This window comes from Treponema sp. J25 (assembly GCF_004343725.1).
Lineage (GTDB): Bacteria > Spirochaetota > Spirochaetia > Treponematales > Breznakiellaceae > J25.
Window position 1 is genome coordinate 58,934 of sequence record NZ_PTQW01000010.1, and the last position, 18,033, is coordinate 76,966.

Consider the following 18,033-nt stretch of genomic DNA (forward strand, 5'->3'; position numbering starts at 1 on the left):
ATAAGGGAACATGAAGAAACTACACTTTTCCCTTCCCGCCCGGGACTGGAACGAAGCCTTGCCTATCGGGAATGGCCGCCTCGGAGCCATGGTGTTTGGGGGTATCGCCCGGGATCGGATTCAGCTCAATGAAGAGTCCATCTGGTCTGGCTGTTGGCGGAATCGGAACAACCCATCTGCATTCGACAACCTTGAGTATCTGCGTCGCCTTGTAGAAAAAGGCCAATTCCATGACGCTGAAACGATAAGCCTCGAGGCCTTTTCCGGCATTCCTCCGAGCCAACGGGTGTATCAGACCGCGGGGGACCTGGTCATTGATTTTGGGCCTCCCCTGGCGGAGGGCCCCTATGCTATGTGGGGGGAACCCCAGCCCGCATCAGTACAGGCCTACCGCAGAGAACTGGATCTGGAAACCGCCACGGTCCGAACAATGGTCCGGCTAGGAGAACGTTTAAGCTGCCGGGGGGCGCCCCCTGGCAGCCAGGCCACCACCCGAACGACGGTCCGGCTGGGAGAAGGGGAATATGGCCGGGAGTATTTTGTTTCGGCCCCAGAGGATGTTCTGGTAATCCGCCTGTGGGCCAGTCAGGAAGGGGCCCTTTCGTTCCGGGCTTTTCTGGATCGGGGGGTCTTTGTCGATCGAATGGCTGCCGAAGGTTCTGATACCATTGCCCTGTATCATGGCGAAGAAATTGCCTTCGCCGTCAAAGTTCGGGCCTATGCGCCGGGGGCACGGGTGTATACCCGCGGAGCCTTTCTGGTGGTGGAAGGGGCCACGGAAGCCCTGCTCCTTGTGGATATTCGGACCTCTTTTCGTTCTCAGGATTATGGGGCCCTCTGTGATAGGTCCCTACGGCAGGGACTTGCCATGGGGTATTCCGTCCTGTATGCAAACCATGTGAAGGACTATCAATCCTACTGGAATCGGGCATCCCTTTCGCTCAACGGCAGTGAACACAGGGACCTCGCGATCCCTGCCGAATGGAAAAGTGGCGAGCCCCTTCCCCGTATCCAGTCTGGGCCAGCCGAAAATCCCTTGTCACATAAAGAAGCTGCGCGAGAGGAACCCCCTTCTGGGTCCCGGGTTGAGGACTCCCCAGAACAAGGATCCCCCCTGCATGCGGTAAAAGGGAAACCGCTGCACGCCGGGGCTTCTGGCGGAGATACAAGCCCTGCTATTGATCTGACCCACCTTGTCCTTACCCTCTGGGACTTTGGGCGCTACCTTCTCATTAGTTCCAGTCGCCCGGGGACACTTCCCGCAACGCTCCAGGGGCTGTGGAACCCCTTTATGGATCCTCCCTGGGGGTCAAAGTACACCATCAATATCAATACCGAAATGAATTACTGGCCCGCATGTATGGTGGGTCTTGCGGAGTGTGAAACACCTCTCTTTGATCTGTTGCATCGGGCCCATCCCCATGGGGCAGAGACAGCCCGTACCATGTACCGTTGCCGGGGAATTGTGGCCCATAGCTATATGGATCTATGGGGCGATACGGCGCCCCAGGATCATTGGCTCCCTGGCACAAGTTGGGTTCTGGGCTTTGCCTGGCTTGCAACCCATATCATCGAACACTATCGGTATACCCTGGACAGGGAATTCCTGGCCCGACATTTTTTCATTTTGAAGGATGCTTGCCTTTTTTTTGTGGATTACCTTGTGGAGGCGCCGGCGCCTTTTTTAAACCCTGGGGCCCCCGAGCCTGCCGATCGTACAAAACCTCCCCTCATTGTGCATCCTTCCCTTTCGCCGGAAAATCGTTTCCGCCATCCCCTCTCCGGGGAAGTGGGCTCCCTCTGTGCGGGTTGTACCATGGATAGCCAGATTCTCCGGCATCTTTTTGAAGGAACCCTGGAGGCTTTGGACCTGTTGGGAAGCGATGCCTCGAGAATGGCTCCCCTTTCAGAACGGGGGGAGCCCCCCGAAAACGGCGAACGGGAAGAAACCTCGATGGCCGGGCAAGATACAAAAACAAGGGGAGCGGAGGGCCTCTCCAGTTTTCGCCAAAGCCTGGAAGAGGTGCTTCAGCGACTTCCACCGACGATGCTCCATTCCAATGGAACCATTCGGGAATGGAACGAAGAATACGAAGAGGTTGAACCCGGCCATCGGCATATCTCTCACCTCTATGGGCTGTTCCCGGGCCATGAGATTCATCCCCTGAGGACGCCCGAACTGGCGGAGGGGGCCCGGAAAACCCTGGAGCGGCGCCTTTCCTATGGGGGTGGTCACACCAGTTGGAGCCGGGCCTGGATCATCAACTTTTATGCCTCCCTGTTTGATGGAGCGGCGGCCTACGAGCATCTGGTGGCCTTTATGGAGAAATCCCTGTACCCCAACCTTTTTTCTGCCCATCCACCTTTTCAGATCGATGGCAATTTTGGGGTTCTGGCAGGCATTACCCGCATGCTGATGCAGAGTGAACTCCGCCGGGATGGTTCGGTGGGCCTGTATCTGTTACCGGCCCTGCCTGCTGCCTGGCCGAATGGTTCCATCCGGGGCCTGCGCGCCCAGGGCGCCCTGGAAGTGGATCTTACCTGGCAGGAAGGAAGGGTGCAACACCTGGTGCTGTACCGTCGGCCAAAAGGATCGATCCCTTCAGAGGGATTCCCGGGGAGAAAAGATTCTCAGCCCCTCCAGGTTCATCTATACGAAGGTAACCAGTTCCGTACCACCCTATCCTTAGAAAAGGAACTGGTTGTGCGGTGGTAAAAAAAAAAAGGGCTGCCCCGAGGCTACGAGAAGGGGCGGCTTGCAGCAACCGTGGTTGTGTGGTGGTAAAAAAAGGGGCTGCCCCTTACGAGGCAGCCCTTGCTTACAAACTAAGGGGAGAAACTTTTATGGTTTTTTACTCCACATCTCCACTTTTTCTTTGATAAGCCGGGACACTACCTTGTTAGCCTCTTCGATACCCATGGCTTTAAGATCGCTTACGATTTTTGCCCAGGATTTATCAAAGTCTTCCGGCTTACCCATGATGATGCGAACCAGGGCATTCTTTATGTATTCATCTGCCTCGGCCACTTTGGCGTTGGTCTCTGGCGGTAAGGCATACTGCCAGACCTGCCCATGACGGGATATCCCCAGTTCTTCCGGTTTGGGGAAGAAATCAATCCACATCTTCTTGCCATAGGCCGCAAGGGTCTCTTTTTCAACGGGGAGGTAGTTCTTTATAATGGTCTCCGGGCTGGTACGGGTAATGTAGTTTCCGGTGGAGTCGATATATGCGGTCCCCCGCTGCGGGAAGGGATAGACCCAACGACCCACGCCGGTCTTCTTGGAGTAGTCCGGGTCCGTATCGGCCCACTTCTGTTCTTTTTCGGGAACCACCCGTTTGCCGTTCTGGATCACATAGTTCACATCCTTAAGTCCCCAGTTGACGAGAATCTGGGCTTCTTCGGAGCAGTACCAATCGAGGAATTCAAAGGCCCGTTCCGGGTCCTTACAGGACTTGGAAATAGCAATACCCCAGCCACCAGAGAATCCGTAATCCTTGAGCATCGGGGACTTATACTTCTTGTCTGCCACGATGGGAAGGTACGCATAGGTCCGCTCGGGCATCCCCTGTTGAATAAGGGATGTCCGGGCATCTCCATATCCCCAACGGGGATAGGCAATCCCTAAGACCCGACCGCTCGCGATCTTGGCCTTCCAGACATCCTCTTTCTGGGTAAAGGATTCGGGATCCAACAGACCTTCGTGATAGAGCTGGTTGAGCCACTTATAGTACCGGTACATTTCGGGGTGAAGGAACTTGTACTGGGCATCCAGGGTTTTCTGGTCCACGATCCACTGACCGTCATCGGGGAAGCCAATCACATAGTTACCCGGATTGGAAAGATCGATGTACCACTGCCAGGTGTCGATAAGCAGGGATAGGCCGATGGTCTTCTGCCCGTTGATGGTGGGGTACTTCTTCATGTAAGCCCGCAGGGCATTGGCATAATCGTCCAGGGTTTCGATCTTGGGATAGCCCAGTTCTTTTAGTACCGCATGTTGAATCTGCATACACCCATCGGTGTCCCAGATACCATTCTTCACGCCGTAGGTTCCCACCGTGTAAATGTGGGGATCCTTTACGGAGTTGCGGAGCCGCACAATCTGATCCCCGTAGAGTTCCTTGATGTACTTGCCCCGTTTAGCGATAAGATCGTCCAGGGGGATCACCGCACCGGCCTCGATCAAAAGGGTTAGGTCTCCCTTTGCGTAGATCAGGTCGGGGTACTGACCGCTGGCAATCATGAGGGGAATCGCCTGCTGGTCCCCCGCCACCGGTCGATCTACCTTCAGGGTAACGCCGGTAAGCTCGGTGATTTTCTTTGCCACCGGATCCGTAAAGGGCATGTCCTCGGTCGCATCCACCGTAAAGAAGGTAAAGGTAATGGGAGTCTTGGTCCCCGCCGTCGTTTTACTACTGGTGGCGGCTTTTTGGTCTTTCTGTCCCTCTGCAAAACCAGAGAGGGTCACTGCTGTGGCCAGAAGTACGAACAGCATTTTTCGTACCACGTTCATCGTTGCCTCCTTTCACTCAAAAATATATTCACCGGGGGTTATTCCTTAATGGCCCCCAGGGTGATTCCGGTGACAAAGTAGCGCTGGAGAAATGGGTACACCAAGACGATAGGCAGGGTTGCCACCATGGTGATGGCCATCTTGATGGCCTCGGGATTTTTTCGCGCCATTTTGATCGATTCGGAGTAGATATCTACCCGGCTTGAAGTCTGGGCACTATCTAACACTTTCATGAGTTCGTACTGCAGGGTGGTAAGGTTTTCGTTTCCCCGGGCGTAGAGGTACGTGTCGAACCAACTGTTCCATTGCCCCACGGCAATGAAAAGACCAATCGTTGCAAGAACGGGGGTACACAGGGGGAGGATGATCTTAAAGAAGATGGTGATATCATTGGCCCCATCGATCCGGGCCGATTCCTGCAGGGATGGCGGAATCGTATCGATGTAGGAACGGATCACAATCACATTAAAGGCGTTGATGAGGCCCGGGATGATATACACCCAAAAACTGTTGATAAGCCCCAGACTGCGGATTAAGAGATAGCCGGGAATGAGTCCACCACTCACATACATGGTGATGACCAGGAGGGTGGAGAAACTCTTTTTAAAGACAAAATCATCCCGGCTTAAGGGATAGGCAAACATGGCGCAGCTTAACACGCCGAGAAGGGCTCCAATAACCGTCCGGAGTACCGATACCTGAAAGGCCCGGGGAAGGCGGCTCCCCCCTTCAAAAAGCACCCGGTAATTATCCAGCGTAAACACCCGGGGAAAGATGGTAATTCCCCCCTTTACGGTATCGATGGGATCGTTCAATGACTTTGCGAGGATATTGAGAAAGGGATACAGGGTGATAACCACCACAAAGAACATAAAAACATTCAAAACCACATCAAAAAGGGAAAAATAGACCCTTCGATGGCTGATTAATCGTCGTTCTAGCATATCGATACCTTTTACTCCCTAAAAAATCTTCCGTTCCCCAAAGCGATGGGCCAGTTGATTCGCAATGACCAGCATCACAATGCTTACCCCGGATTTAAAAATTCCAATGGCCGTTCCATAGGAGTAACGGAATAGGCCAATCCCAAAATCCAGGGCATACTTATCCAGAACCAACGCCTTTGGGGCTACCACGGCATTCCCTAACAAGTATTGCCGCTCAAAACCGATGTTGATGATATTTCCGATGCTCAGGATGAGAAGGGTAATCACCGTATACCGGATCCCGGGGAGGGTGATGTACCAGATTCGCTGGAGGCGGTTGGCTCCGTCGACCAGGGCGGCCTCGTACAGTTGGGGATCGATGGCGCTCATGGCGGCCAGGTAAATGATGGCGTTCCACCCCGTTTCCTTCCACATATCCGCAAAAACCACGATCCACCAGAAGAGATCCGGCTGGGTCATAAAATCAAAGGGTTTTTTCAGGATCCCCCAATCCACAAGCCATTCGTTGATAGGCCCGCTTAAGGAAAGCATAGAGGTGATGATGCTGGCCACGATAACCCAGGAAACGAAGTGGGGTAGATAAGAAACGGTCTGCACGAATTTTTTGAATTTCAAGCTGGTAAGTTCGTTAAGAAGAAGGGCAAACCCGATAGAAGAGGTAAAACCAAACACCAGGAGCAGGACACTCATCCCCAGGGTGTTCCACAGGGCCTGATAAAACATGGGGGCCTTAAAAAGGGCTTCAAAATGTTTTAGCCCAACCCACTCTTGATTAAAGAAGCCCAGGTGGGGTTTGTAGTCCTGAAATGCAATGACCCAGCCTACCAGGGGAATGTAACAAAAGATGATAAGCCAGATCACAAAGGGCACCGACAGGGCAAGTAAGAAGCGCTGGTGCCAGAGTTTTTGGAGGAAAGCATTCCGCCGGGGCGCTGTTGAGGTTGCTGTCTTCATATAGAAGGTATTATAGAGGAAGAGAAGAGGGGGAAAAACCCAAATTTTTAAGCAAAAACATGAGAATTCTAGTACTTTGCCCGATACATGCGGGGGGTCATGTGTTCGTATTTTCGAAACTTGGTAAAGAAATAGTCCACGCTGGAGTAACCGACCATCTCCGAAATCTGGTATATCTTGAGGTCCGTTGTCTTAAGGAGTTTTTTGGCCGCCTCGATGCGGAGTCGGTCCAGGTAGGAATTAAAGGATTCACCGGTCTGTTCCTTAAAGCGCTTACCAAGGTAGGCACTGTTACAGTTAAAGATCTGACCCAGGGTTTCGAGTTTGAGGTCCTTATTGTAGTTGTTGCGTACATACTGGATAATTTTGAGGATGTTGTTTGCCGGAACTTCACTTACCAGAATATCCGCGAGGCCATTTACGTACGCATGCAGGGCATCGAGTACTTCGTCAAGGTAGCGGCTCCCAATAATCACGTTAATGACATCGGAAGCGGGGTTAAAAGAAAGTTCCTTCTCTGGATGGCGGGTAAATACGAGGCTCCGTAATTCCATGAGAAAGGTAATACAGAACTTTTTTACATCCATCTGGTGGAGAAGAGAAGTGTAGAGGGCATCCCGTAATCGAACGAAAAACTTATCGATCTTCGGGGTGTCGTAAATCTCCACAAAGGAAAGGAGTTCGCTTGCTGAAAAGGCGAGGGAATTAAAGTTGCCGGTCAGGGGTGGTGCCTTTTTCAGGGTAAGGCAGGGGATGTCCATTTCAAAAAAAAGCCGGCTGTAGAGGGCCTTTGCCTCTTTGTATGAAGTTTCTAGCCCTGCTAGGCCGTGGTGCCCCTCTCCCAGACTGGCAAAGGCGCCGATGTGGAGCCCCGAATCTTTTCGTTTTTCATGGTAATTCAGTCGTCGGTGAAATTGTTCCATGTAGCGAAGGATAACCTCTTGCCGTTCATCGAAAAATATCATCACCACCATATTGTCCTGAATGAGGGTTTCGTGTTTTAAAAAAGAGAAATAGTCTTGCAAAGCCTTTTCTAAAAAGCGGAGCCTGTCTCCGTAGCCACAGAGTTCTGCGGATATAAGGGCCACCTGGAAATCCCGGTCAAAAGAGGGATCGCTGCGGTACTGCTGATACCGTTCTGGTTCAAGATTGCCCGAAAGGATCTGACTGTACAGGTCCTTTTGGGCGAGTTGGGTGACCACGGCGAGCTGCTGAGAGATTTCCTTTTCTTTTGCAATAAGGACCGTGATATCCTTTATCCGTTCTGCTAATTCTTCTTCGTCTATGGGTTTTACCATGAAGCCTACGGCTCCTAAATTAACCGCATCCCGGGCAAACTCGAAATCCGCATACCCCGTTAAGATAAGAAAACGGGGACGGTTCGCCTCCGATGCGGTTGCCCTGAGAATATCGATGCCACTGAGACCGGGCATCTTGATATCCAGGAGTACCAGATCGGGTTTTAGGGTTCGAATAAGTTCAAGGGCGGTGATCCCGTTGGCCGCTTCTCCACAGATTTCCCATCCAAGGACCTGCCAATCGATAATCGTTTTTAATCCTGACCGAACCACCTCTTCATCATCGCAAATAAGCACTTGGTACATAGAGCCTTCTTCTCCTGGATGTTTTATGGTTCTTTAGTTGGAAGGGGAAGCACTATCGTCACAGTAGTGCCCTCTTCTTCTGTTGAATCGATGGTAATACCATAAGCGTCTCCGTAATACAGGTGAATGCGCTGTTGCACGTTTAAAAGACCTATGGAAGTACAGCGGCCCTCTTTGGGTTTTTGGAGTTGCTCCCGGATTTCCCAAAGACGTTCCTTGCTCATCCCTTTACCATTATCCTTGACCTGTATGGTAAGCAGGCCCTTTTCGCAACTGGTGGTAATGTAAATGAAGCCCCCTTCGATTTTTGATTCCAAGCCATGGGTGAAGGCATTTTCCACGATTGGCTGGAGTAAGAAGGGGAGGATAAGGATATGCTGGGCATCGCAGAGGGTTACGATGTCGTAATGTACCCTATTCCCAAAACGGATCCGCTGGATTTCAAGGTAGGAACTGACGAGTTCCAATTCAGATAAAAGAGTAACCGGTTTCTCTGAGAAGTCAAGACTGCGCCGCAGGATTTTTCCCAAAAGTTTTACCGTGTAGGCTACCTCCCTGTCCTGGTTTGCCAGGGCTTTCATTCGGATGGTTTCCAGAGTGTTGTACAGGAAATGGGGATTAATCTGGTTTACCAGCATCTTAAACTGGATTTCCCGTTGCTGCGAAAGGAGCTGCCCCTGTTCAATCTTTCGGACGTATACTTCCTGAATAAGTTCTTTTATATTTTGAATGGTAAGGAAAATGTCATTGTGAATTTCCGCAAGTTCGTCTTTCCCTCCAATTGAAGGAAGGATAGCAAAGTCCTTTTGGACCACCCGATTCAATTCTTCCCGAATAAGGGTAATACGGTGCCAGAAATATTTTGAAAAAAGCACAATGAAGGATATGGAAAATACGAGCCCCGCACTGAGGATGAGGAGGGAGAAGAGAATCATCGTTACCGTGGGGCGGAGAATGTCCTGCATGGGAATGGTATAGATGAGTTGAAAATCATTTACCGCCCCCCGTTTGGGAGAAAAGGTTTTCGTAATAACCGCATACTTGGTTTTGCCTATTTCCACCTTCAGTTTTCTTACTATTTCGTCTTTCCTGAAAAAATCCTTAGAGAGCCATTCGGGTGTTTTCCCGTACAGGGCGCTATCCTTGTTCCAGACGATCCGGTTGTCCATGGCAAGGTACAGAGAGAAGAAGTCTGCTTCAAACAGCCGATAGAGATAGTCCGGCGAAACCCCGATAGAAAGGACCCCAATACATTGGCCAGTCAGGGGTTTGCGGATAAGGCGAAAGAGAAAAATATACCTGTTTCGGGAAATAACATCCTCTTCCCATCCCCACATGATCCGGCCATTTAGGAGGGTAGCTCGGCGGTACCATTCTCGATTTCGGATGCTATCGGTGGTTTGGATAAAGTAGGAGTTATTAAGGAGGGCCTGGTTCTCCACAAAAAGACGGATGCAGGCCACTTCGGGATGGAGCCGTAAAAAATCATCCAGAAAGGAGAGTTGGGTGTATTCTTCAAAGACTTCGACTACCGAATGGTATTCCCTCAGGACTGCCTGGTGAATCCGATCGTTAGCGTAAAATCGATCCGAAAGATCGACGATCTTTTCGAGGGCCATGCTCAGACTTTTTTCGAGCCGTAGTACGTTTCCCTCCGCTTGCTGAAGATCCTTCTCCAGAAAATTGTTATACAAAAAGAGGGTAAGCATGGTCACAATAATGAACATGGGAAGAAGAAAACTAAATCCATACAATACGAGGAGTTTTTTATCGATAGTCAAATTATTGAGGAATTCTTCTGTAATAGTAGCGATTTTTTTAGAGGGTCCCATCGGTTATACTGCTTCCCACGCACCTATCGTTTCTTGCGATAGTATCACAGCATCATGAGGTTGACAATGGAAACCTATCCTTTTCGCGATCCCACCTTGCCGCTGGAAGAACGTCTTGCGGATCTTATGAAACGGCTCACGATAGAAGAAAAGCTTGCCCTTCTTCCTACCCAGCAGGCTGCCATCGAACGACTGGGTATCCCGGAGTATCACATCGGAGCGGAAGGGGCCCATGGTTTTGTAGATCGAGAAGGGGTTTCCACCACCTTCCCTCAAACCATTGGTCTTGCCTGTAGCTGGGATCGGAGGCTGTTTCGAGAAATCGGAAAGGTTATTGGAGAAGAAGCCCGAGCTTACTTTAAAAAAAGTGGGAAAGGAGGACTTTCCCTCTGGTTCCCCACCATAGATATGGAACGACATCCCCGTTGGGGGCGCACCGAGGAGGGCTACGGGGAAGACCCCTACTTAACCGGAGAACTGGCCGCTGAAATCATCCGGGGTGCCCAGGGGGAAGATCCTTTTTACCTTCAGGTATCCTGTGCGCCTAAGCATTTTTTTGCTAACAATAACGAAAAGAATCGGGGGAGCTGTTCCTGTTCGGTAGATCCCCGCAATATGTATGAGTACTATCTACCTGCCTTTGAGAAGGCCTTTCTCAAAGGGGACGCCTATTCCTTGATGACCGCCTATAACGAGGTGAACGGTATCCCCATGATGATCCATCCCCTGGTGCGAGACCTTGTAAAAAACACCTGGGGACTTGAAGGCAAAGGTCATGTAGTCACCGATGGGGCCGATGTACGCTGTACGGTTCTCCTCCATCATTATTTTGAAACCCACGCACAAACTATTGCGGCGGCCTTAAAAAACGGGGTGGATACTATGACCGATGATCCTGCTCTGGTAATTCCCGCTGCCCGGGAGGCTCTGCAACAGGGATTGATGAGCGAAGCTGAACTGGACCGGGCCGTGGCGGCAAGCCTGCGAGTACGATTCCGTTTCGGCCATTTTGATCCTCCCGGTATCTGTCCCTATGATCAACCTGTTGAAGAGGGCCCTGAAAGCCCTCGGAAAAGGGCTCTTGCCCGGCGGGCTGTGCAGGAATCGGTGGTATTGTTAAAGAACGGTGTACCAGTAGAGGGACCCCAAAGGCCTCTTTTGCCATTAGATCTTTCTTCACCTATCCCATCGGGGAAAGGGGCAAAAATAGCCCTTATCGGGCCCCTTATAGATCACGTATATAGCGATTGGTATAGCGGCAATCCTCCCTATCGGGTGTCGGTGATGGATGCCCTTCGTCCGCTCGTAGAAGATCAGTGGGGAAAAGAGGGGTTTATCTGCGAAAGAGCTTTAGACGAAGTATGCTTTACCACCATGGATGGCCGGCCCCTGGTGATAGATGGGGATGGGAACCTTCGGATTGGAAAGGTTCCCCCGGAGACTCCCGCCGCAGTTTTTGTCCGGGAAGATTGGGGCTGGGGAGCAAATACCCTCTATAGCCCTGAACGACAGCGCTACCTCGAAACAAAGGAGTCCTTTGACGTGTCACGTCAGCCAGCAGAAGGAGAGGACCTTTGGGGTGAAGGAAAAGGCTATGGAGATAGTCCCCTTAAAGTAACTGCTTCTACGACGTTAAATTGGTTTATTACCACCCTCTATAATCTGGTACCCGCACATATTGCTTCAAGGCGAGAAAGAAGTGGTATCGCAGAGCTCACAAAGGACGGCCCTTTTCAGCATGAAGCGATGCAGGAGCCAAAAGATGGGGGGACCGAACAGCAAAGGGCAAGGAAATTTGCTTTCTCCGAATGGAGAAAAACAGATACCATTGTGGGTTCCCCTTTCATCGAGAAAAACTGTGCCCTGTACCGGGAAGGTCCGGCGTTCCTCCGAACCTGGAATAGTAAGACCCTTCGTATTGATAAGGAAGGGAACTTTCACCTTGAACGGTTTTGTACCGAGCCTACGCCACTTATGATGCATCTTCTGCGGGATGGTATTGAAAAGGCGGTTGAAGCGGCAAAAGGGGCTGAAACGGTTATTCTCTGTCTGGGTAATAATCCAGTTATTAATGGAAAAGAAGAGGTCGATCGGCCCAGTTTGCGATTACCACCCTATCAGTCGGCCCTGCTTAAGGCGGTGCTGGCTGCAAATCCTCGGACGGTAGTGGTCCTAATGGCAAGTTATCCCTTTATGCTGGATGAGGAAGAGCGGGCAGCGCCGGCTATCGTGTATCTTGCCCATGGCTTACAGGAACTGGGAAATGGTCTTGTGGATGTGCTCGTGGGAAGGGTGAGCCCCGCGGGTCGGCTCCCCTTAACCTGGTACGAACGGGAAGAGGGGCTACCGGATATCATGGAATATGACATTATCCGTTCGGGCCTTACCTATCAGTATACTCGGCGACCTGTGCTCTTTCCCTTTGGTCATGGCCTTTCCTATAGTCGCTTTACCTATAAGGATCTTCGCTGTTCTTCCCCCCGTCTTGCCCCCGGCGCAGAGGTATCCATTCGTTGTACCGTGGTAAACGAGGGGCCTCTGCCGGCCGACGAGGTAGTTCAATTCTATGTAGCGTTTTATGGTTCGAAGGCCCCCCGTCCTTTGCGAAGCTTGAAGGGTTTTGAACGACTACACCTTAGGGTGGGCGAAGCTCGCCCGGTGGAATTTCGTTTGCGAGCCGAGGACCTGGCCATCTGGGATGTGCGGCAGGGTCGGTTCTGGGTGGAGCCGGGCCGGGCGAGCATCATGATCGGGGCCTCTTCCGAGGATATTCGTCTTTCCACGGAGATTGAAATACTGGGGGAAAGCCTGCCCCCCCGCTGCGCCGACTCTATTGAGGCCTGGAGCTACGACTCTTATCAGTGGTGTTATCTCCATGAAAAGCGGGGTGAACCTATACCGGCGGTGTTTGGAACGACTAAAAGACAAGAGAAACTCCATGGGGGGGCAGCGTATGGTGTTGTAAATGGGGAGCATCCTCAGAAGAGTAAGACCCCTTTCCAGGGACAGGGGCTGCGAGCCCCCGGGGAGGGAAAAAACGATAGGAACGGAAGTGCCCAGGATATTCTTGAATCGGTCCTCTGGGTTCTTTACCGGGAAATAGATTTTGAGGGGGGAAAAACCGTTATTGAGGTTACTGCCGCGGCAGGGCCCGGAACTACTCTCGAACTTTATCTTGATAGTCTGGAAGGGCCTCCCCATGCAGTCCTTCCCCTTCCGACGACTACAGATATCTGTGCGATCCCCGATGCCCCCCAGCGGCCTGATCTTGTGTGGGCTACCCTGGCTTTCCCTATTGCACCGATTGAAGGTATCCACGACCTGTACCTGGTATTTCGGGGGAATCTGGCCCTTCATCGGTTTAGGTTTGGCCCTACAGCTTCGGCGTCGGTTGCAACATAAGCGGGAAGACCTATTTTCTGTGCTCTTTGGGGTAGGAGTTTTCAGGAAGTGGTTCGTAATCCGAAAGGAGGGATCCCTAATTTCTCAAGGAAAAAACTTAAAAAAATGCGGTGGCCCCTTTTTCCCTCTCTTTTTACAATAAATGGTCACAGGGTAATCCGGGGCACGAAGGAAGAAGAATGTCCTGCCTTCCAGGTAGAGGTAGATTTTGTGGATGAAAAGAACCCTTCCTGCCCCGAATCCTCGACGTTTCTTAACCTTTACCAGAGAAGCACAAAGGAGGAGGTGTTTGCTATGAAAAAAAAATTTTCCCTAATAGAAAGGGCTGTCCTTTGTATAGGCATCATAGGGGTTCTTGTAGGTTGCGCTTCGAGTGGAAGTCCCGCCGGTGGATCAAGTTCGGCGGCGGGCCCAAAAATCTGGAAGAATGTTTCCATCGTGGGTGGCGGTTTTGTCACCGGTATTATCTACAACACTAAACAGAAGGGCCTTGTCTATGCCCGTACCGATATTGGGGGAGCTTACCGCTGGGATACCCAAAAAGAAGAGTGGATCCCCCTCACAGACTTTGCGGGAGTGGAAGACTGGGGGCGTCTTGGTATCGCCAGTCTTGCCACGGACCCGGTGGAACCCAATCGGCTTATTTTAGCCACAGGCATGTATACCAATGAGTGGGACCCCACCAATGGGGAAATGTTGATTTCGGAAGATTACGGGAATACCTTTAAGCGGGTTCCCCTCCCGTTTAAGCTGGGGGCCAATATGCCAGGCCGGGGCATTGGGGAACGGCTTGCCATCGATCCAAACAACAACAAAATTGTGTACTTTGGTTCATTCGGTAATGGCTTATGGCGGAGTTCCGATTATGGGTACACCTGGGAAGAGGTTACCTCCTTCCCTACCAGAGGAAATGTGTACGATAAGGACTTTGAGACCTACTGTGGCGGCTTCCGGCATTTTCATGGGATTGGCTGGGTAGTGTTTGACCCCGCATCAGGAAAACCCGGCGAAGGGTCAAAACACATCTATGTGGGAGTGATGGATACGGGTGCTACCATTTACGAATCTACCGATGGAGGAGTCAGCTGGCATCCCCTTGCGGGCCAGCCCTATGCGGAGGCCTACAAGCCGGGCGAAGCTCACGGTCATCTTTCTGAAAATTGTCCTTGCTACAAATACTATCCCATCAAGTGTACCTATTCTCCTGAGGGTGCCATGATTATCTCCTACAACGCCGGATTTGGCCCCTTTAGCTCGAGTTATCAGGGGGGGGCCATCTGGAAATATACCTTTGCCACTAAAACCTGGACCGATATATCCCTGCCTAAGCATGATCACGACCCGAATCGCCGGACCGACGATCGGGGTGTGGGAAGCGTCGCCGTGGATTGGCAAAATCCCCAGGTGCTGGTGGCCTCTACTCTGAACGAATGGTGGCCCGATGAAGTATTGTATCGGAGTACCGATGGAGGAAAAACCTGGAACCCCATCTGGAGGATGACAACCTATCCGAACCGGGAAAACTACTATGAGCTCGACTACCGCCTGAGCCCCTGGATCGATTGGGGTACAGAGAAGGCCCTCCCCGAACAAAACCCCAAACTCGGTTGGATGATCGTCGATATCGAAATCGATCCCTTTGACTCGAACAAGTTGCTCTATGTAACTGGGGCTACCATCTGGGGAAGTAAAAACCTTACCGATTGGGACAAGGGGAAAAAGGTAAAGATAGAAATCATGGCGAAGGGCATCGAAGAAACGGCGGTCCTTGACCTGATAAGTCCCCCAGAAGGGCCTCACCTGGTAAGTGGTATGGGCGATATTGGAGGGTTTGTACACTGGGACCTGGCTAAAGCCCCCAACATGATTGTGGATCCCTACATTAGCGCCGTGAACAGCCTAGATTATGCGGGGCAAAAACCCTGGTTTATGGTGCGCATGGGGGACGGAAAGATGGGAATTAGTGATGATTACGGTCTAACGTGGAAACCGGCCCACAATTATATCGAAGGGGCCGATACGGGCTGGACTGGTTCTGTGGCGGTAGCCGCCGATGCATCGGTAATTCTCTGGGCCCCCGGTGGTAAGGATGTGCCGGTCTCATGGTCCGCCGATCGGGGGAAGACGTGGGTCCCCGCAAAGGGTATCCCTTCTAATGCCCGCCTTGCAGCTGATCGGGTGAATCCTGCCCGTTTCTATGCCTATCATGAGGGGGTTTTTTATGCCAGTACTGATGGGGCAAAGAGTTTTTCCGTGGTAAATACCCAGGTGTTTGCCGCAGGAAAGCGGGATGCGGCGGGGAAACTTCCCAAAAACGAAAAAGGGGAAGAACTCATGTCGGCTTCGGATTTTACTGCCGTTCTTGGACTGGAAGGACACCTGTGGTTTGCCGCAGGAAACCTGGGTCTTTTCCATAGTGTTGATGGAGGTAAAAATTGGGAAAGAATTCCCAATGTGGAAGCTGCTTCGGTAGTAGGTCTGGGTAAAGCAGCCCCCCGGGCTTCCTATCAGGCCCTGTACATTAATGGAAAAATAAAGGGAAAGTGGGGAATATACCAGTCGGACGATAAGGGAAAGAACTGGACTCGAATTAACGATGATCAGCATCAGTTCGGAGTTGCTAACACGGCGATTACCGGGGACCCCCGAATTTATGGGCGGGTATATCTGGCCACCAATGGGCGAGGAATTGTGTATACCGAGGGGGCTTCTACAACCACGGGGGCCGAAACCCTGGCATGGGCGCAGGCAAAGATAGCCGAACGAACAAAGGCAGGGGGTGGTCCTGTTGAAGAACGGCCCGCCACCGATAATGATTGTAATAGCCTCGCAGAAACCCTGGGACCCGTTAAACTGGTTATTGATCGGGACGTATCGATCCCCAGTGAACCCCCTTTAACGGGGGCCACCGCCACTGTAGTAGAGTTCGATGGACAAAAGGCCCTTAAGGTGACGGCTAACTCTAAAGGGGAAGTTCGCTTTGCCTATGTGCTTGAAAAACCCATCACCCTGGAAAACCTGGTGTATCTATCCTGGAAGATTGGCGGTTTTTACGGGGGAGAGGGAAACTATAACTGTGCCCTTATCTATAATGAAGGGGATGCTAAGGGGCGGCTTGTTTCATTCTATCTGGGTAAGATAGATAAAAATAAGTTGGTGGCGGTAAAGAACAACATCCGGGCCCATGAACAGTGGACTAAGAATTTTAAGAAAACCCGGGAGTTGTACGCCATTCAGTTCTGGACCGATAACCCCGCCAAGGTGCTCTATATCACTGACCTTTCGTTAAAGCCTGCTGAGTAAATTAAGCAATTACCCCAGCGCCCCTTTCTCAAAAGAGAAAGGGGCCTTTTATTTTGTTCGAGGGATTTTCTGGGAAGCCGATCCATCCCTGCCTCTGGAAGAACGTCTTGCGGATCTTATGAAATGGCTCACGATAGAAGAAAAACTTGCCCTTCTTCCTACCCAGCAGGTCGCCATCGAACTCCTGGGCATCCCGGAGTATCACATCGGAGCGGAAGAGACCCATGGTTTTGGGGGTACTACCACGAGACCATCACTTTCAGGATAGGCCCGTAATGGTACAGGTACACCGAGGGGGAAGCGTCTACGTAGGCGCTGCTATCCACGGGGCCCCGGGGGGTGATGCAGGTGACGGTTTGCCCTCCAATCTGGAAGCCCAGACCGAGCCCCGCCCGGATCGGTCCGAGATTCCCTACCCATTGGCCTCCCACAATAAGGTTGTAATCCACCAGCATGGCGATCTGGGTGGCGCTCCAGAGCTGAGCTCCCCCATTGGCGGTCGAGACCCAGGTAGCGGCCTCATCGCTGATATACGAAAGCCCAAGCCCAAAGCGATCCTGGGTGGCAAGCCAGATAGCAAAACCCTCAAATCCCGCGAGGATACCCCGTTTAAAGAATACCTGCTGAAGGGTATCAAGCCCGAGGAGCAACGAATAGATATGGAAATCCATGTCGGGTTGATAGGTGGCACTCTGGGGGGCCCACCAGACCGAGTCCAGGGTTTCGTTATAGGTGAGGATGTTTAACTGGACCGGAAGCCGGTAGCTGGAATAGCCAAGGCCAAGATAATCGATTCCCTTATCAAAATAGTATAAGAGGTCCACATTGATAAGGGGATTATCAAAGGCATACTCGGGGGGCATCCCACTGACGGGATTCCCCGTCCAGACGGCGGTCCCCTTAAGGCGGGACTGCTGGTAGCGGAGGGTAAAGCCCTTAAAGCCAATGTATCCCATGAAGCGGTAGAGCTTTCCCACAAAGTTGCTGTCCACATCAATATTGATACCTAGACGGAGTCCCAGTTTCTTGATAAAGAGGTCCCCCTCGTAGGTGGTGGTGGCGGTGGTATCCATGCGGACATACATCTGGCTTGTCCGGGGCGTGGTGTACCCAAAAAACTCGTCCATCAGGGCATCCCAGTCTCCGGACCCCCAGGTATCCCAGGGAACGATGGAAAAACTACCGCTTGCGGAAAGAGCTTCCTGCACATTCCCCAGCGTAGGCAGGGCCCACTGACTCCACAGAAGTTCCGGGGAGCCCAGCCCCAGAAATGCCACGAACAACCCTATGGATAGAGGAAGGGATGCTTTCATTAGTGGTTCCTCCCTCTTTCAGTATACATCACTTTTAACGATTTTGTTTAAAACCATAAAATCTTTGTAAATTACGGGGGAATGCTAGGCCCCGGGGGTTTTGTGTGCTATTATCAAAAAAAGAAGGGTAAGAAGAAACAGGAAGATGCGACGGGCATGACA

10 protein-coding genes are annotated in these 18,033 nt (G+C 51.7%); 4 read left to right on the forward strand and 6 right to left on the reverse strand.

Translation table 11 applies throughout. The features are described 5' to 3' along the window. Positions 1-10 precede the first annotated feature (10 nt). Positions 11-2,716 carry a glycoside hydrolase family 95 protein gene (locus C5O22_RS03070; RefSeq protein ID WP_132779732.1) on the forward strand — a complete coding sequence of 902 codons (2,706 nt, stop codon included), beginning with the start codon at positions 11-13 and terminating at the stop codon, positions 2,714-2,716. Positions 2,717-2,842: 126 nt separating this feature from the next. On the opposite strand, the gene C5O22_RS03075 is transcribed toward C5O22_RS03070, so the two are convergent. The 5 genes from C5O22_RS03075 to C5O22_RS03095 all read right to left on the reverse strand — a co-directional run bounded on the left by C5O22_RS03075 (position 2,843) and on the right by C5O22_RS03095 (position 9,853). Beyond that, positions 2,843-4,516, reverse strand: a complete 1,674-nt coding sequence (locus tag C5O22_RS03075) for an ABC transporter substrate-binding protein (RefSeq protein ID WP_132779733.1) — start codon at positions 4,514-4,516, stop codon at positions 2,843-2,845. A gap of 38 nt (positions 4,517-4,554) precedes the next feature. Then, entirely contained in the window at positions 4,555-5,460 is a 906-nt protein-coding gene (locus C5O22_RS03080; RefSeq protein WP_132779734.1) for a carbohydrate ABC transporter permease, read from the reverse strand. A gap of 18 nt (positions 5,461-5,478) precedes the next feature. Next, complete coding sequence (locus tag C5O22_RS03085; protein WP_132779735.1) at positions 5,479-6,417, reverse strand: ABC transporter permease; 939 nt, start codon at positions 6,415-6,417, stop codon at positions 5,479-5,481. A gap of 68 nt (positions 6,418-6,485) precedes the next feature. Further along, a complete protein-coding gene (locus C5O22_RS03090) occupies positions 6,486-8,021 on the reverse strand; it encodes a response regulator (RefSeq protein WP_132779736.1) in 1,536 nt (511 codons plus the stop codon). Positions 8,022-8,044: 23 nt separating this feature from the next. Further along, positions 8,045-9,853 (reverse strand): cache domain-containing sensor histidine kinase, encoded by a 1,809-nt coding sequence (locus tag C5O22_RS03095; RefSeq protein ID WP_132779737.1) that lies wholly within the window; start codon positions 9,851-9,853, stop codon positions 8,045-8,047. Between the two features lie 66 nt (positions 9,854-9,919). Between C5O22_RS03095 and C5O22_RS03100 the strand changes: the two genes are divergently transcribed. The 3 genes from C5O22_RS03100 (at position 9,920) to C5O22_RS13455 (ending at position 16,826) form a co-directional block, all read left to right on the forward strand. Next, positions 9,920-13,255 carry a glycoside hydrolase family 3 protein gene (locus tag C5O22_RS03100; protein ID WP_165910380.1) on the forward strand — a complete coding sequence of 1,112 codons (3,336 nt, stop codon included), beginning with the start codon at positions 9,920-9,922 and terminating at the stop codon, positions 13,253-13,255. Between the two features lie 294 nt (positions 13,256-13,549). Continuing rightward, positions 13,550-16,558, forward strand: coding sequence for a xyloglucanase (locus tag C5O22_RS03105; protein WP_165910381.1), 3,009 nt, complete (start codon positions 13,550-13,552; stop codon positions 16,556-16,558). Positions 16,559-16,676: 118 nt separating this feature from the next. Then, a complete protein-coding gene (locus C5O22_RS13455) occupies positions 16,677-16,826 on the forward strand; it encodes a hypothetical protein (protein ID WP_165910382.1) in 150 nt (49 codons plus the stop codon). Here C5O22_RS13455 and C5O22_RS03110 read toward each other — a convergent pair. Then, positions 16,798-17,871: a hypothetical protein gene (locus tag C5O22_RS03110; protein WP_132779740.1), complete on the reverse strand. Its 1,074-nt coding sequence runs from the start codon at positions 17,869-17,871 to the stop codon at positions 16,798-16,800. The two genes, C5O22_RS13455 and C5O22_RS03110, sit on opposite strands and share 29 nt — an antisense overlap. Positions 17,872-18,033 lie beyond the last annotated feature (162 nt).

What these genes read in the sequence shown, in the direction of transcription:
- C5O22_RS03070 (WP_132779732.1), top strand. Translation starts at nt 11, where the DNA reads ATGAAGAAACTACACTTTTCCCTTCCCGCCCGGGACTGGAACGAAGCC.
- C5O22_RS03085 (WP_132779735.1), bottom strand. Translation starts at nt 6,417, where the DNA reads ATGAAGACAGCAACCTCAACAGCGCCCCGGCGGAATGCTTTCCTCCAA.
- C5O22_RS03110 (WP_132779740.1), bottom strand. Translation starts at nt 17,871, where the DNA reads ATGAAAGCATCCCTTCCTCTATCCATAGGGTTGTTCGTGGCATTTCTG.
- C5O22_RS03095 (WP_132779737.1), bottom strand. Translation starts at nt 9,853, where the DNA reads ATGGGACCCTCTAAAAAAATCGCTACTATTACAGAAGAATTCCTCAAT.
- C5O22_RS03075 (WP_132779733.1), bottom strand. Translation starts at nt 4,516, where the DNA reads ATGAACGTGGTACGAAAAATGCTGTTCGTACTTCTGGCCACAGCAGTG.
- C5O22_RS03080 (WP_132779734.1), bottom strand. Translation starts at nt 5,460, where the DNA reads ATGCTAGAACGACGATTAATCAGCCATCGAAGGGTCTATTTTTCCCTT.
- C5O22_RS03105 (WP_165910381.1), top strand. Translation starts at nt 13,550, where the DNA reads ATGAAAAAAAAATTTTCCCTAATAGAAAGGGCTGTCCTTTGTATAGGC.
- C5O22_RS03100 (WP_165910380.1), top strand. Translation starts at nt 9,920, where the DNA reads ATGGAAACCTATCCTTTTCGCGATCCCACCTTGCCGCTGGAAGAACGT.
- C5O22_RS13455 (WP_165910382.1), top strand. Translation starts at nt 16,677, where the DNA reads ATGAAATGGCTCACGATAGAAGAAAAACTTGCCCTTCTTCCTACCCAG.
- C5O22_RS03090 (WP_132779736.1), bottom strand. Translation starts at nt 8,021, where the DNA reads ATGTACCAAGTGCTTATTTGCGATGATGAAGAGGTGGTTCGGTCAGGA.